The sequence below is a fragment of the Bradyrhizobium sp. LTSPM299 genome, from assembly GCF_000938235.1.
Classification (GTDB): Bacteria; Pseudomonadota; Alphaproteobacteria; order Rhizobiales; family Xanthobacteraceae; genus Bradyrhizobium.
The window spans coordinates 24,433-39,590 of sequence record NZ_JYMU01000048.1; the positions used below are offsets into that span (position 1 = coordinate 24,433).

Consider the following 15,158-nt stretch of genomic DNA (forward strand, 5'->3'; position numbering starts at 1 on the left):
GTGGAAACAGCGGGGGAGGCGCTAGAGCCTTTATCCGTTCCGATGGAATCGGAACGGGGCTCTAGATTCTTGTTCTGACGCGTTTTCCTTACGCGAACCGGTATCCACTTCGCTCGAGAATGCTCTAGTCGCGCCGGCCCGGCACCAGTTCGGTCAGTGAGCGAATGATGCGGTCCGGCTTGACCGTCGAACCCGGCGGCAGGCCGTCGCCGTGCACATCCATCCAGATCGCGTAGATGCCGAGCCGCTGCGGCGCGACGACTTCCCATTCCAGATTGTCGCCGATCATCCAGGTATCAGGCGCGGTGACGCCGAGTGCCTCCATCGCGTGCAAATAGGCGCGCTCCTCCGGCTTGCCGAAGCCCTGCTCGCCCTCGATCTGGATGTGGTTGAAGCGATGGCCTAGCGCGAAGCGCTCGACCTTGGCGCGCTGCATCTCGGCGGCGCCGTTGGTGACCAGCGCGAGCTTGACGCCGAGCGCCTTCAGCGCGTCGATCGCCTCATGCGCGCCGGGGAAGATGAACATCTCCTCCTCGCGATAGCTGGTGAAGCGGTCGGCGATGCGGTCGGCGAGATCGTCCGGCAGCGCGCGATGACCGGCGGCCGCAAGCGCCGCGAAGCCGCCCTTCACGGTCAGGCGCCGCGCTTGGCCGAGCCTGATCCGCCAGATCGGTTCTGCTGTCGACCAGAATTGCCGCGCCGAAGCCAGCAGCGCGGTCGCGACCTGGTCCGGGGGCAGGGGAGCCAGCTCTTGGGCAAATTCCGCGGTGACCTTGTTCCACGCGATTTCGGGGCGGCCATAGGCCGACAGGATGGTGTCATCCATGTCGATCAGCATTGCACGCGGCAGGTTCATTACGGCCATTTCACCTCCGGCGGCAGCGACGACAGGATCGAATCCACATTGCCGCCGGTCTTGAGGCCGAAGATGGTGCCGCGGTCGTAGAGCAGGTTGAACTCGACGTAGCGTCCGCGGCGGATCAACTGCTCCTCGCGATCGTCAGCACTCCAGGCCTGTTCGAAATTGCGCCTGACAAGTTCGGGATAGACCTTCAGGAAGCTGCGCCCGACATCCTGGGTGAACGCCAGATCAGCGTCCCAGTCGCCGCTGTCGTGCCAGTCATAGAAGATACCGCCGACGCCGCGCGCCTCCTTGCGGTGCGGCAGATAGAAATACTCGTCGCACCATTTCTTGTACTTGTCATAGTCGGCGACGCCGTTCGGCCCGGAGCACGCCTCCTTCATCGCAGCATGGAAGGCGACAGCGTCAGGATCATCCTGGGTGCGCCGCCGGTTCAGCACCGGCGTCAGGTCGGCGCCGCCGCCGAACCAGGCTTTTGTCGTGACGACAAAGCGGGTGTTCATGTGCACGGCGGGCACGTTCGGGTTGCGCAGGTGCGCGATCAGCGAGATGCCCGAGGCCCAGAAGCGCGGGTCGTCGGCAGCACCGGGAATCTGCGCGCGGAATTCCGGGGCGAATTCGCCATGCACCGTCGAGCAGTGCACGCCGACCTTCTCAAACAGCCGGCCCTTCATGATCGACATCACGCCGCCGCCGCCCGGCTTGCCGGAGTGGTCGGTGCGGTCCCACGGCGTGCGCGCGAACCGGCCGGCGTCGCCGGGATAGAGCGCGGTGGGCGCCTCGTCCTCGAGCCGCTCAAAGGCCGCGCAAATCTCGTTGCGCAACGCCTCGAACCAGCTTTGTGCCCGGGCCTTGCGATCCTCGATGATGGCGGGGTCTGTGGGCAGCATGGCTAGTCCTGCGCTCCGTAATAAGTGCAGCTCTCGTTGCAGCTGTCGCGGTGGACGCTGACCCGGGTCAGCTTGCCGGCATGCTGCAGCCGCTCCCAGATGAAGCGCGAGAGGTTCTCCAGCGTCGGTGGCCCGAGCGCGGTGACCTTGTTCAGCAGCTTGTGGTCGAGCGTCTTGCGCACCTCTTCCATGCTGCGTTCGAGCAGGCCGAGATCGACCACCATCCCGGTCGCCGGATCCGGCGTGCCGCGCACCGTGACTTCGGTGCGGAAGGAGTGGCCGTGAATCTCCTCACTGTCGGCGCCAAAGGTCGTCCCGGACAGCGCATGCGCAGCCTCGAAGCGGAACGATTTCGTCAATTCCCACATCTTCCAACGATCCAGTTCTATCTGATCCCAATTGTCTTGTGTGTTTGCACGCTGAGCCGCCATTGCGGATGCCTGAGGCAATAGTCGATCGCGCGCGCGGTGTTTGCGATCACGTCGGGGCCGTCCATCGGCTGCAGCGAGAAGCGCTCGAAGGAAAGGTTGGCGAAATCCTCCGGTCTGTTTTCCACCTGCGGATAGACCAGCTTGAGCTCGTGCCCCTTGCGCACCACGAGCTCGGCGTTGGCTTTGGGGCTGACGCAGATCCAGTCGAGCCCGTCGGGCAGCGCGATGGTGCCGTTGGTCTCGATCGCAATCGTGAAGCCCCTTGCGTGCAGCGCCCCGATCAACGCCGCGTCGACCTGCAGCAGCGGCTCGCCGCCGGTCAACACTGCGTAACGGTCGGAGTCGCCGCCGGTCCATTGCGCCGCGACGGTGTCCGCGAGCTCGTCTGCGGTCGCATAGCGGCCCCCCAGCGTGCCGTCGGTGCCGACAAAGTCGGTGTCGCAGAACCGGCAGACCGCGCCGGCGCGGTCCTGCTCGCGGCCGGTCCAGAGGTTGCAGCCGGCGAAGCGGCAGAACACGGAGGCGCGGCCCGCATGGGCGCCTTCGCCCTGCAGGGTCAGAAAGATCTCCTTGACCGCGTAGCTCACAAAATAATCCTTCAGCAAGAATTTCTCAAGATCGCGCGTCGGTGACTGGCGCACCGGTCTGGCGCAGCGCCTCGCCGACGGCCATGGCCGCCGTGACGGCCACATTGAGCGAGCGCAATGACGGTTTGATCGGGATCACCAGCCGCGCATCCGCGGCCGCCGCGACCGCGTCGGTAACCCCTGCGGTCTCGCGCCCGAACAGTAGTACGTCGGAGGCGGTATACTCGAAATCAAGGTAGGATTTCGCCGCCTTGGTCGTGAACAGGATCAGCCGACAGCCTGCCTCGGTACGCCATTCCTCGAATTTTGACCATGAGTCGTGACGCTTCAACCTGACCTGGTCGAGATAGTCCATACCCGCCCGGCGGAAATTCCGGTCCGAGGTGTCGAAGCCCGCCGGCTCGATGATATGGGCTGCCACGTCCAGGCAGGCGCACAGCCGGAGAATCGTCCCTGTATTCTGAGGAATATCGGGCTGGAACAGCGCGATCTGCATGGTGCTTCAGACCTGTGAAGTCCGGATGAAATTGTCTCAATAAAACATCGCCCGGCGCGGATTTCGTGCATTGCACGCTTGCGAGCCGATAGCGGGCTTGCGCTCGTCCGGCAAGGGTGCCAATAGAACGATTCTGGACTGCTGTTCCGCCGTTTGGGGTGTGGAATGGCGGTTTTCTGCCGCCGCGGGGGCCGCGGGCGCCGGCAGCCTTTCCCGGACGCGTTCTTCGCGTGTCTGGGGCGGTTCCACCGGCTGCGGATAAGAAAGGGCTTGGGAACGTGACGACAGCGTCTTCGGCGGATCATCCGACACGCCGTGATTTCCTTTTTGTTGCAACCGGAGCTGCCGCTGCAGTCGGCGCGGCCGCCACCGTCTGGCCGCTGGTTGCCCAGATGAACCCCGACGCCGCGACAATCGCGGCCGGCGCGCCGATCGAGGTCGACCTGACACCGATCGCCGAGGGCCAGGACATCAAGGTCTTCTGGCGCGGCAAGCCGATCTACATCAGCCACCGCACCAAGAAGCAGATCGAGGAGGCCCAGAAAGTGCCGCTCTCGAGCCTGCCCGATCCGCAGCCCGACTCGGCCCGCGTCAAGGCCGGCCACGACCAGTGGCTCGTCGTGATCGGTATCTGCACCCATCTCGGCTGTATCCCGATCGCCCATGAGGGCAATTACGACGGCTTCTTCTGCCCCTGCCACGGTTCGCAATACGACTCCTCGGGCCGTATCCGTCAGGGACCCGCGCCCGCCAACCTGCCGGTGCCGCCCTACGCATTCGTTTCCGACACCAAAATCCAGATCGGCTAAGTCCCGGATCATCAGGGATTTCGGCTTCCACTTGGACCCATCGCGTCGTTTTCTTCCTCAGGATCGCATCAATGAGCGGACCATCCGATTTTCAGCCGACCAACCCCGCCTTGAAGTGGATCGAACGGCGCCTTCCGATCTTCGGCCTGATCCATTCCTCGTTCGTGGCCTATCCGACGCCGCGCAATTTGAACTACTGGTGGACCTTCGGCGCCATCCTGTCGCTGATGCTGGGATTGCAGATCGTGACCGGCGTGATCCTGGCGATGCATTACACGCCGCACGCCGACCTCGCCTTCAAGTCGGTTGAGCTGCTCGTCCGCGACGTCAATTACGGCTGGCTGCTGCGCAACATGCACGCTTGCGGCGCGTCGATGTTCTTCTTCGCGGTCTACATCCACATGTTCCGCGGCCTCTATTACGGGTCGTACAAGGAGCCGCGCGAAGTGCTGTGGATCCTCGGCGTCATCATCTACCTCTTGATGATGGCAACCGGCTTCATGGGCTATGTGCTGCCGTGGGGCCAGATGAGCTTCTGGGGCGCCACCGTCATCACCAATCTGTTCTCCGCCATTCCCTATTTCGGCGAGAGCATCGTGACGCTGCTGTGGGGCGGCTATTCGGTCGGCAACCCGACGCTGAACCGCTTCTTCTCGCTGCACTATTTGTTGCCGTTCGTGATCGCCGGCGTCGTCGTGCTGCACGTCTGGGCATTGCATGTCGCGGGCCAGAACAATCCGGCCGGCGTCGAGGCGAAGACCGAAAAGGACACCGTTCCGTTCACGCCGTATGCGACCATCAAGGATGCGTTCGGCGTGTCCTGCTTCCTGATCTTCTACGCCTGGTTCATCTTCTACATGCCGAACTATCTCGGCGACGCCGACAACTACATCCCGGCGAACCCGGGCGTAACGCCGGCGCACATCGTGCCGGAATGGTACTATTTGCCGTTCTACGCGATCCTGCGCTCGATCCCGAACAAACTCGCCGGCGTGGCGTGCATGTTTGGCGCGATCGTCGTCCTGGCGTTCCTGCCCTGGCTCGATAACGCGCGGACCCGGTCGTCGAAGTACCGTCCGCTGGCCAAGCAGTTTTTCTGGATCTTCGTGGTGGTCTGCATCCTGCTCGGCTACCTCGGTGCGCAGCCGCCGGAAGGCATCTACGTGATTGCAGGCCGCATCCTCACGGTCTGCTACTTCGCCTACTTCCTGATCGTGCTGCCGCTGCTCTCCCGCATCGAGACGCCGCGGCCGGTGCCGAACTCGATCGCCGACGACGTGCTGGCGAAGCACGGCGGCAAGGCTTTGGCTTCCGCGCTCGCAGCCTTCCTGGTTGCCGGCGGCCTGTTGGTCGGCGGCGCGCAGAACGCCCGCGCCCAGGAGCACGAGGTCGTGCCGCCGTCGCAGAAATGGTCGTTCTCGGGCCCTCTCGGCAAGTATGATCGCGGTTCGCTGCAACGCGGACTGAAGGTCTACAAGGAAGTCTGCTCGGCCTGCCACAGCCTCAACTACATTGCATTCCGCAACCTGGCCGATGCCGGTGGCCCCGGCTATTCGGAGGCGCAGGCCGCCGCGTTCGCGTCCGACTACAAGATCAAGGACGGCCCGAACGACCAGGGTGAGATGTTCGACCGGCCCGGCCGGGTCGCGGATTACTTCCCGGCACCATTCCCGAACGAGCAGGCCGCAGCCGCTGCCAATGGCGGCAAGGCGCCGCCCGACCTGTCCCTGATGGCCAAGGCGCGGGGCTACGAGCGCGGCTTCCCGCAGTTCATCTTCGACTTCTTCACTCAGTTCCAGGAGCAGGGCCCGAACTACATCGACGCGATCCTGCAGGGCTTTGAAGACAAGCCGCCGGCGGGCGTGACGGTGCCGGACGGCACATACTACAACAAGTACTACCCCGGCCACGCGATCAAGATGCCAAAGCCGCTCTCCGACGGCCAGGTGACCTTCGACGACGGTTCGCCGGCGACGGTGGGGCAGTATGCCCACGACGTCACGACCTTCCTGGCGTGGGCCGCCGAGCCGCGCATGGAAGAGCGCAAGCGGATCGGCATGCAGGTCTTCGTGTTCCTGATCCTGTTCGCCTTCCTGATGTACTTCACCAAGAAGAAGGTCTGGGCCGACGCGCACTGACGCGAGGATCGGTATCGCCGCGTTTGAAAAAGCCCCTTCGGGGGCTTTTTTGTTTTTTTGATGCCCGTCATTCCGGGGCACGCGAAGCGTGAACCTCAGGTGCGCAATTGCACACCGGGGAATCTCGAGATTCCGGGTTCGATGCTACCGCATCGCCCCGGAATGACGGTGTCGTCAATTGCGTCCGTCACGGAGTGCGGACAGAATGCCGGCCAATCAGCCGGCAAACATTGCGGAGGAACTCATGGGTACCAGCATCAGCTTCAAGCGTCCGGACGGCAAGGACGCCAACGGCTATCTCGCCAATGCCGCGCGCGGCAATGCGCCGGGCGTGGTCGTGATCCAGGAATGGTGGGGGCTGCAGGACCAGATCAAGGGAATGTGCGACCGCTTCGCGCTGGCCGGCTTCGATGCGCTGGCGCCCGATCTCTACAAGGGCACGGTGGTGCCGTATCACGACACCGACGCGGCCGGCAAAGAGATGAACTCGCTCGACTTCATGGACGCCACCACGCAGACCGTGCGCGGCGCCGCGCAATACCTTGCCAAGAGTGGCACCAAGGTCGGCCTGACCGGCTTCTGCCTCGGCGGCGCGGTGACCATCATCGGCGCCACCAAGATCCCGGAACTGGCGGCCGGCGTCGTCTTCTACGGCATTCCGCCGGAGCAGGCGGCCAAGCCGGCGGATGTTAAAATTCCGCTGCAGGGGCATTTTGCCACCAAGGACGACTGGTGCACGCCAGCACTGGTCGATGGCTTTGAGAAAGCGATGAAGGCCGCCGGCAAATCGCTGGAGCTGTTCCGCTATGACGCCGAACACGGTTTCGGCAACGAGCAGCGCCTGTCGGTGCACGACCGCCAGTGTGCGGAACTGGCCTGGGGCCGGGCCACGGAGTTCTTCAGGAAGCATTTGGGGTGAAGGACGACAACGCATCCAATGGCCCAGGAATCGAGTGACAGTCGCGAGCACCACGACGTGTTCGTCGTGCCTGCGGAGCATCGCGCGGCCGTGCTCGAAGGCCTCGATCAGGCCAAGCGCGGTGAGTTCGCAAGCGATGAGGAAATGGCGGCGCTTTGGAAGCGATACGGCTTTAGCTCGTAGCCCGGATTTCGCCCCGCTCCATCTGGGCTACCGTTCTCAGTTGTTGTCGCGGACCCCGTCCCACCACGGGCATGTCCCCGCCATCAGCTTGAAATTGCCTTCCATCACCTGCACCGGCGCGCGCTTGCCCTCGGCGGCGGCGCGCATGCGCATCTCGCGGGCGACCGCGCGGTCTTCCGGCGAGAGCCAGACGCGCTCATGGCCCCACAGGCTCGGGCCGTCATACATCTCGAATGGTGTCCAGTTAACTGGGTCGATCTCGCGGCCGCCCCAGCCGCATTCGACCATGAAGGATGACGGCGACTTGGCGTAGAACGAGGTCATCAGATCGTTGGTGTGACGGCCGAGCGTGACGTTGACCCGGTCTTCCTTCTGCGCGATGTCGTAGGCTTGGCCGACATCGTCGAGCGAGAACAATTCCACCATCAGATGATGCATGCCGTTGGTGCCGGTCTCGATCAGCGCGAGAGAGTGGTGACGCGGATTGATGTGGAAGAAATAGGCGCGGAACGGCTTTTCGATGTAGTCGCTGAGGCCGAAGCCGAGCACGTCGACATAGAAGGCCATGACCGGTGCGAGATGCTCGACCGTCAGCACGGCGTGACCAAGACCCTGCGGCCCGGTGCGGAAACCCGAGATCGATCGCCCCGGCTTGAACGGCGTGTCGTCGATCTCGGCACCATGGAACGCTTCAAGGCGGTTGCCGGCCGGATCCCTGAACGAGATCAGGCCGCGCACCCGCCGCGCATCCGCCAACGCTTGCGGCTCGGCGGTGACGGCAACGCGGGCTTGCTCGAGCCGCGCCGCCAGCGCGTCGAGATCAGCGTTATCCGCCACCTCCCAGCCGAAGAAGCGCGAGCCTTCGCCCTGCGCACGGTCGATGATGATGCGCTGCTTGCGGTCATCCATCCGGAACGCGAGCAGCGAATTGCCGCGCTCGATCGCCTGCAGTCCGACCAGGCCGGTGCCGAACTGCCGCCAGTCGTCGAGTGCATCCGAGCCGAACCCGGCATATCCGAGACCCAAAATCGTCATCTGCGCGCCTCCGCCTGTTGTCTGTTTTTTGGGCGGTCGAGGACCCGCCGTTAACGCAAATCCTACGCGGATTTGCGTCCTTTCAAACCGGAAAAAGCCGTCCCAGCGTGGGGCAGGGCGGCAGGCCCTCCCTTGACACGGCCCGCGGCGGATGGTGAGTAACGGCCATGCGCACCGTTGCCAGTCCATCCCGTCTTTGGTGGCCCACCTTCTCATAGGTGGCCGGTGCGATTTCATTTCTCTGAAACGTCGAAGGTCGCCATCGCAGTGCGACGGCCCTTCGTTTGTCCTGTGTGGCGCTCTCTCGGCAAGTCTCGTAAGAGGATCACATGAACAGGACTGCCTTCTCCCTGCCGGCCAACAGCGAATATCTCACCAACGGCGGCCTTGCGGTTGTGCGCGTGGTCGAGCAGTTCAGCGGCGGCGCCAATCGCCTCGACGATTTGATCGCACTCCTGGACCGCCGCCGCGGCGTGGTGCTGTCCTCGGGCACGACGGTGCCGGGCCGCTACGAGAGCTTCGATCTCGGCTTTGCCGATCCGCCGCTGGTGCTGGAGACATCAGGCACCAACTTCACGCTCAAGGCGTTGAACCCGCGCGGCGAGGTGCTGATCGCCTTCCTCGGCGACGTCCTGCGCGAGCCCTGCGTCGTCATCTCCGAGAGAAGCGCGACAACGCTCGCCGGTCACATCATCCGCGGCGCCGCGCCGGTCGACGAGGACCAGCGAACCCGCCGCGCCAGCGTGATGTCGCTGGTGCGCGACATGGTGGCGGCGTTCTCCTCCAGCGCCGATCCGTTGCTCGGCCTGTTCGGCGCCTTTGCCTATGACCTCGTGTTCCAGATCGAGGACCTCGTGCAGAAGCGGGCACGCGAAGCCGATCAGCGTGACATCGTGCTCTACGTGCCGGACCGTCTGTTGGCCTATGACCGCGCCACCGGCCGCGGCGTGGTGCTTGCTTACGAATTCGCCTGGAAGGGCAAGTCCACCGCGGGCCTGCCGCACGACACCGCTGTCAGCGTCTATGCCAAGTCACCGCGGCAAGGCTTTGCCGATCACGCGCCGGGCGAATACCAGGCGACGGTCGAGGTCGCGCGCGCGGCGTTTGCGCGCGGCGATTTGTTCGAGGCGGTGCCCGGGCAGCTGTTCGCCGAGCCCTGCGAGCGCTCGCCGGCGGAAGTGTTCCAGCGACTCTGCCGCATCAACCCGTCGCCCTATGGCGCGTTGATGAACCTCGGCGAGGGCGAATTCCTGGTCTCGGCGTCGCCGGAGATGTTCGTGCGCTCCGACGGCCGCCGCGTCGAGACCTGCCCGATCTCGGGCACGATCGCGCGCGGCTTGGACTCGATCGGCGATGCCGAGCAGATCCGCAAGCTCTTGAACTCGGAGAAGGACGAGTTCGAGCTCAACATGTGCACCGACGTCGACCGCAACGACAAGGCGCGCGTCTGCGTGCCCGGCACCATCAAGGTGCTGGCACGGCGCCAGATCGAGACCTACTCAAAACTGTTCCACACCGTCGATCACGTCGAGGGCATGCTGCGGCCGGGCTTCGATTCGCTCGATGCCTTCCTGACCCATGCCTGGGCGGTGACGGTGACAGGCGCGCCGAAATTGTGGGCGATGCAGTTTGTCGAAGACCACGAGCGCTCGTCGCGGCGCTGGTATGCGGGCGCGATCGGAGCGGTGAATTTCGATGGCAGCATCAACACCGGCCTCACCATCCGCACCATCCGCATGAAGGACGGCCTTGCCGAAGTCCGCGTCGGCGCAACCTGCCTCTTTGACTCCGATCCGGCGGCCGAGGACCGCGAATGCCAGGTCAAGGCGTCGGCGCTGTTCCAGGCGCTGCGCGGCGATCCGCCGACGCCGCTGTCGGATTTCGCGCCCGACGCCACCGGCTCCGGCAAGAACGTGCTGCTGATCGATCACGACGACAGTTTTGTGCACATGCTGGCGGATTACTTCCGCCAGGTCGGCGCCAACGTCACCGTGGTCAGGCACATCCACGCCCAGGACATGCTGAAGCGGAAGGGCTGGGACCTGCTGGTGCTGTCGCCAGGGCCTGGCAGGCCCGAGGATTTCGGCATCTCCAAAACCATCGGCACCGCGCTGGAGAAGCAGCTGCCGATCTTCGGCGTCTGCCTCGGCGTGCAGGCGATCGGCGAATATTTTGGCGGCCAGCTCGGCCAGCTTAGCCAGCCCGCGCATGGCCGTCCCTCGCGGGTCCAGGTGCGCGGCGGGCGCTTGATGCAGAACTTGCCCAATGAGATCGTGATCGGCCGCTACCACTCGCTCTTTGTCGAGCGCGACAGCGTGCCCGACGTGCTGACGGTGACTGCGACCACCGAAGACGGCGTCGCGATGGTAATCGAGCACAAGACCTTGCCGGTCGGCGGCGTCCAATTCCATCCGGAATCGCTGATGTCACTCGGCAACGAGGTGGGCTTGCGTATTGTCGAGAATGCATTCCGGCTCAACCCGCCGGCCAATTGAGGATTGCGAGATCCATGACCTTTGACGACGACATCAAGTCGACCGTTCGCACCATCCCGGATTACCCGAAGCCGGGCATCCTGTTTCGCGACATCACCACGCTGCTGGCGGACGCCCGCGCGTTTCGCCGCGCGGTCGACGAGCTGGTGCAGCCCTGGGCCGGCTCAAAAATGGACAAGGTCGCAGGCATCGAAGCGCGCGGCTTCATCATCGGCGGCGCGGTGGCGCACCAGCTCTCCGCCGGCTTCGTGCCGATCCGCAAGAAGGGCAAGCTGCCGCACACCACGGTGCGGATCGCCTATTCGCTGGAATACGGTCTCGACGAAATGGAGATGCATGCCGACGCGGTGCAGCCCGGCGAGCGCGTCATCCTGGTCGACGATCTGATCGCGACCGGCGGCACCGCGGAAGGCGCGGTGAAGTTGCTGCGCCAGATCGGCGCCAACGTGGTCGCCGCCTGCTTCATCATCGACCTGCCCGATCTCGGCGGCGCCGCCAAGCTGCGTGCGATGAACGTCCCGGTGCGCACGCTGATGGCGTTCGAGGGGCATTGAGGTTTAGCGACAACCCTCCACACGTCGTCCCGGCGAAGGCCGGGACCCATAACCACAAATGTGGGTGGTGAAGAAATGCTGTGGCCCCAGCGTTCGCCAAACGGATAGCTGTGGCTATGGGTCCCGGCCTTCGCCGGGACGACGGTCACGACCTCTGCAGCAGCATGCTCAATTCGAGATCGCGGAATGTGGTGTAGCTGCGGCGGATCCATTGATGCAGCTCGGTCGATGAATCCTTCTCCTGGCGCAGATAGCCGGTGAAGGAGAAGTTCAAGCGATCGATATAGGTCTTCAAGAACACCGGCAGCGCGGCGAAGCGGAGCACGCGGCTGCGGGACATCACAGGCGGCAGCTCGCCGCGCACCACGAATTCATTGTCGACCACGACCAGCGCATTCGGCGGGATCAGCGGCTGGATCGTCTGGTAGCCGCGCACCGAGGCACGGTCGGTATCGGCGACGAACAGGATGACCGGCGCGACGCCGCGGCGCATCGCCTCCTTCATCAGCCCGATCTGGTCGCACATTTTGAAGAATTCGTCGAAGGCGTGGTAGCCGAGGTCGATCACCTTGGCGGTGCCGTCATTGACGATGACCCGGTCCATCAGCTGCATCTTGCCGTAGGTGTCGATCACGTCGGCGGTCTCGGTGATGCCAGGCAAATAGTCGAGCAGCGACGGCTCCTTCAGATTGATGTCGAAGGGAACCACCGCGCCATTCTTCAGCAGCAGGAATTCGCTCAACAGCCGCGCGATCAGCGTCTTGCCGACCTGCGGGCGGGACGAGCAGATAATGTAAAGTGGCGTGGATGACATCGCCGGATATATCAGGCCAAATTTCCGCCCAATCCAGCCCTGTCGCGGCCGTCGACAGGACTATTTTTCACCGCCGCGGGTGGTCGACTTGCCGCCGACCAGGTCGGTCAGCTTGATCCGGTCGAACTCGCTCCAGACATTGGCCAGCCAGTGCCGGACATAGCCGCGCAGCACGAAGGAATAGTTCGCGGCTTCGTCATTCGTGCCCTTGTTGGCGACGAATTTGAGGAACGGCACCGAGGAGACCTCGACCTGCTCATAGGCCATTTCGTTGAGCTTGGGGATCGTGAGCTCGGTGGCGTCCTTGATGCGGTGGAAATAGGAGTTATAGGTCGCCTGGTCCCATTGGAAGAACTGGGTGTCGTTGATGAAGTTCTTCACCAAATAGTATTTCGCGCCCTGCATGAAATTCGCGGTCTCGGCGATCTCGTCCAGCGAGGCGATCGAGGGGCCCAATATATGGAACACGGCGAAGGTGATCTGGCCGGATCGCGCCGCATCGAGGAAGCCGATATCGCGCAGCGAGGCCAGCGCCGGCGACAACAGGCCGGCGCGGACGTCGATCACGGTGACCGAGGTACCGGCATTCAGCGTATCGAAGATCTTCATCTGGTCCGCGGTCGTCGTCATGTCGACGATCTGGGTGATGTCGGGGTGGAAGCGCATCAGCGTGCCGCGCGGCGATTCGGTGTCGAACGCCCGGGTCGGCACGTTGTTGGCGCTGAAATAGTCCAGGAGCGTCCGCGAGACGGTGGTCTTGCCGACCCCGCCCTTATCGGCGCCCACCACGATCACGACCGGCTTTGCCATGGAAATCCCTTGAAGCGCGCTCCCGATCGCGAGGGCGATCGGCGAGTCCCCACACCTGCTTTGGGCGCGAACATGGCAGAAACGAGGGAGAATTCAATTCCTTAAGGTGCCCGTGATGGGTTTGGTGGGGATTTCCTTAATGGAACGAAAGGGCTGGGGCTGACTTCAGACGCGGCGGCCCCAAGGGCCCCGTAGCGGACCCAACGGTCCCTGCGTCGGGCTGGTGCCCGGGAGAGGCGGCGGACTGCTCGGCGGTGCATTGGTGGCGTCACCCCATGGGCCATGGGGGACCGGCGCAGGCTGGTCTCCGTCCGCACCCGGGTCGTCCTGTGTTGCCGTCTCGTGCGAGGTTTCATCGGGCAATGCCAAGTAGCCCGGATCGTGTCCGCCGGCATATTTCACCAGCGCATCGACCCGGGATTGCACCGGCGGATGGGTCGCGAACAGGTCGGCAAAGCCCTCGCGCGGATTGTCGAGGCAGAGTTCCATCACCGCCGAGGTCGCGCCCGGCAGCTCGCCGCGGTTCTCGATCTTGCGCAACGCCGAGATCATCGCATCGGGATTTTTCGTCAGCTCGACCGAGCCGGCATCGGCGAGGAACTCGCGCGAGCGCGACAACGCCAGCTTGACCACCTGCGACAGCAGCCAGGCCAGCATGATCAGCGCGACCGCAATGATGATGACGATGATCGCGCCGCCGCCGGAACCCTTGCGGTCAGACGACGAGGACGATGAAGAGGAGGATGACGATGAGGACGACCAGCGGCCGCCCGAGCTCCACGACAGATTTGTGAAGACGCGGAAGAACATTTCTCCGAAGAATCCGACCACGCCGGCGATGATCACGGCGACCACCATCAGCTGGACGTCGCCGTTCTTGATGTGGGTGAGCTCGTGGCCGAGCACGGCCTCGATCTCCTGGTCATCAAGCGCCTTCAAGAGGCCAGACGTGACGGTGATGGAATATTGCCGCCGGTTCAGCCCGGCCGCGAACGCATTCAGCGCCGGGCTGTCCATCACCTTGAGCTTCGGCATCGGGATGCCGCGCGAGATGCAGAGGTTTTCCAGGAGATTGTAGAGCCGTGGCTGCTGCTGCCGCGTCACCGCTTCGCCGCCGGTGATGGCATCGATCATGTTCTGGTGGAAGAAATAGGCGATCACGATCCAGGCCACGGCGGCGATCGTCGCCCAGGGGAAGGCCGAGACGAGGTCGCGCGAGGCCCGCGTCAGGTAGTAATCGACCGGGCGGCCGCCATTGGTCATCACCTCGGCGACCAGCGCGCCGGCATAGACCAGCACGTAGATCAGCAGGAACAGGCCCGCGAGCAGCAGCATCGAACGAAACTTGTTCGATGCGATATGCGTGTAGAGACCATAGGCGGCCATGAGCGGGCTGCTTTCGCCGGACGCGCGCGGCGCCTCAGAACTTCACGCTCGGCGCGACCTCGACCTCAGTGCGACTGGCGCCGAGATCGAAGAAGTCCTTGCGGGTGAAGCCGAACATGCCGGCAAACAGCGCGGCCGGCATCTGCTGGATGCCGGTGTTGTATTCCTGGACCGCATTGTTGAAGAAGCGGCGGCTGGCGGCGATCTTGTTCTCGAGGTCGGAGAGCTCGGTTGCGAGCTGCTGGAAGTTGGTATTGGCCTTGAGGTCCGGATAGGCCTCCGACAGCGCGATCAGCCGGCCGAGCGCGCCGGAGAGCTGGTTTTCCGCGGCGGATACCTGTGCGGGCCCCTGCGCCGACATCGCGGCGCCCCGCGCCTTCACCACGTCATCGAGCGTACCGCGCTCATGGGAGGCATAGCCCTTCACGGTCTCGACTAGGTTCGGGACCAAATCGTGACGTTGCTTGAGCTGCACGTCGATGTCGGCGAAGGCCTGGCTGACGCGCTGGCCGAGCGCGACCAGCCGGTTATAGGCGCCGAACGCAAACAGCACGAGAACGACGATGACGCCGATAACGATCCAGCTGGTCGACATGACGGGAAAGCTCCTGATGGGACGAAACGGCGGCACCGTAGCCCATATCAGGGCACGCTACAGCCTGCCGGGAAGAGGTGGGCAGAGCCTTGGTCGGACAAAGTGCCGAACTAGTTCAATCTATTCCGTCGTCCCGGCGAAGGCCGGGACCCAT

At 64.0% G+C, this 15,158-nt stretch carries 16 protein-coding genes; 6 read left to right on the top strand and 10 right to left on the bottom strand.

Annotation, left to right across the window (positions count from 1 at the left end):
* Window positions 1–124: 124 nt before the first annotated feature.
* The 5 genes from UP10_RS22795 to UP10_RS22815 are packed head-to-tail and all read right to left on the bottom strand — an operon-like array spanning window position 125 to window position 3,266.
* Complete coding sequence (locus UP10_RS22795; RefSeq protein ID WP_044589503.1) at window positions 125–865, bottom strand: HAD family hydrolase; 741 nt, start codon at window positions 863–865, stop codon at window positions 125–127.
* Window positions 856–1,752 (bottom strand): oxygen-dependent coproporphyrinogen oxidase, encoded by an 897-nt coding sequence (hemF, locus tag UP10_RS22800; RefSeq protein ID WP_197086882.1) that lies wholly within the window; start codon window positions 1,750–1,752, stop codon window positions 856–858. Before hemF ends, UP10_RS22795 begins: the two co-directional genes overlap by 10 nt.
* A 2-nt stretch (window positions 1,753–1,754) precedes the next feature.
* Window positions 1,755–2,120 (bottom strand): 6-pyruvoyl trahydropterin synthase family protein, encoded by a 366-nt coding sequence (locus UP10_RS22805; RefSeq protein WP_044589504.1) that lies wholly within the window; start codon window positions 2,118–2,120, stop codon window positions 1,755–1,757.
* 17 nt (window positions 2,121–2,137) lie between these two features.
* Entirely contained in the window at window positions 2,138–2,770 is a 633-nt protein-coding gene (gene queE / locus UP10_RS22810; protein WP_044589565.1) for a 7-carboxy-7-deazaguanine synthase, read from the bottom strand.
* Between the two features lie 25 nt (window positions 2,771–2,795).
* Window positions 2,796–3,266 carry a tRNA (cytidine(34)-2'-O)-methyltransferase gene (locus UP10_RS22815; RefSeq protein WP_044589505.1) on the bottom strand — a complete coding sequence of 157 codons (471 nt, stop codon included), beginning with the start codon at window positions 3,264–3,266 and terminating at the stop codon, window positions 2,796–2,798.
* Between the two features lie 278 nt (window positions 3,267–3,544).
* Here UP10_RS22815 and petA point away from each other — a divergent pair, with 278 nt between their 5' ends.
* From petA to UP10_RS45380, 4 genes are all read left to right on the top strand, one after another.
* A complete protein-coding gene (gene petA / locus UP10_RS22820; RefSeq protein WP_044540054.1) occupies window positions 3,545–4,075 on the top strand; it encodes a ubiquinol-cytochrome c reductase iron-sulfur subunit in 531 nt (176 codons plus the stop codon).
* Window positions 4,076–4,146: 71 nt separating this feature from the next.
* Window positions 4,147–6,213, top strand: coding sequence for a cytochrome c1 (locus UP10_RS22825; RefSeq protein ID WP_044589506.1), 2,067 nt, complete (start codon window positions 4,147–4,149; stop codon window positions 6,211–6,213).
* Window positions 6,214–6,457: 244 nt separating this feature from the next.
* Window positions 6,458–7,132 (top strand): dienelactone hydrolase family protein, encoded by a 675-nt coding sequence (locus UP10_RS22830; protein WP_044589566.1) that lies wholly within the window; start codon window positions 6,458–6,460, stop codon window positions 7,130–7,132.
* An 18-nt stretch (window positions 7,133–7,150) separates the two neighbouring features.
* Window positions 7,151–7,315 carry a hypothetical protein gene (locus UP10_RS45380; RefSeq protein WP_197086883.1) on the top strand — a complete coding sequence of 55 codons (165 nt, stop codon included), beginning with the start codon at window positions 7,151–7,153 and terminating at the stop codon, window positions 7,313–7,315.
* Window positions 7,316–7,351: 36 nt separating this feature from the next.
* On the opposite strand, the gene UP10_RS22835 is transcribed toward UP10_RS45380, so the two are convergent.
* A complete protein-coding gene (locus UP10_RS22835; RefSeq protein ID WP_044589507.1) occupies window positions 7,352–8,350 on the bottom strand; it encodes a VOC family protein in 999 nt (332 codons plus the stop codon).
* A gap of 329 nt (window positions 8,351–8,679) precedes the next feature.
* On the opposite strand from UP10_RS22835, the gene UP10_RS22840 reads away from it, so the two are divergent.
* Window positions 8,680–10,845, top strand: coding sequence for an anthranilate synthase component I (locus UP10_RS22840; protein WP_044589508.1), 2,166 nt, complete (start codon window positions 8,680–8,682; stop codon window positions 10,843–10,845).
* Between the two features lie 14 nt (window positions 10,846–10,859).
* Window positions 10,860–11,399, top strand: a complete 540-nt coding sequence (locus UP10_RS22845) for an adenine phosphoribosyltransferase (protein ID WP_044589509.1) — start codon at window positions 10,860–10,862, stop codon at window positions 11,397–11,399.
* A gap of 145 nt (window positions 11,400–11,544) precedes the next feature.
* Here UP10_RS22845 and UP10_RS22850 read toward each other — a convergent pair whose 3' ends face one another.
* The 4 genes from UP10_RS22850 to UP10_RS22865 form a co-directional block, all read right to left on the bottom strand.
* A complete protein-coding gene (locus UP10_RS22850; protein ID WP_044589510.1) occupies window positions 11,545–12,213 on the bottom strand; it encodes a P-loop NTPase family protein in 669 nt (222 codons plus the stop codon).
* A 60-nt stretch (window positions 12,214–12,273) separates the two neighbouring features.
* Window positions 12,274–13,023 (bottom strand): P-loop NTPase family protein, encoded by a 750-nt coding sequence (locus UP10_RS22855; RefSeq protein WP_044589511.1) that lies wholly within the window; start codon window positions 13,021–13,023, stop codon window positions 12,274–12,276.
* A 165-nt stretch (window positions 13,024–13,188) separates the two neighbouring features.
* A complete protein-coding gene (locus UP10_RS22860; RefSeq protein ID WP_044589512.1) occupies window positions 13,189–14,409 on the bottom strand; it encodes a M48 family metallopeptidase in 1,221 nt (406 codons plus the stop codon).
* Window positions 14,410–14,443: 34 nt separating this feature from the next.
* Window positions 14,444–15,004, bottom strand: coding sequence for a LemA family protein (locus UP10_RS22865; RefSeq protein WP_044589513.1), 561 nt, complete (start codon window positions 15,002–15,004; stop codon window positions 14,444–14,446).
* Between the last annotated feature and the right edge of the window lie 154 nt (window positions 15,005–15,158).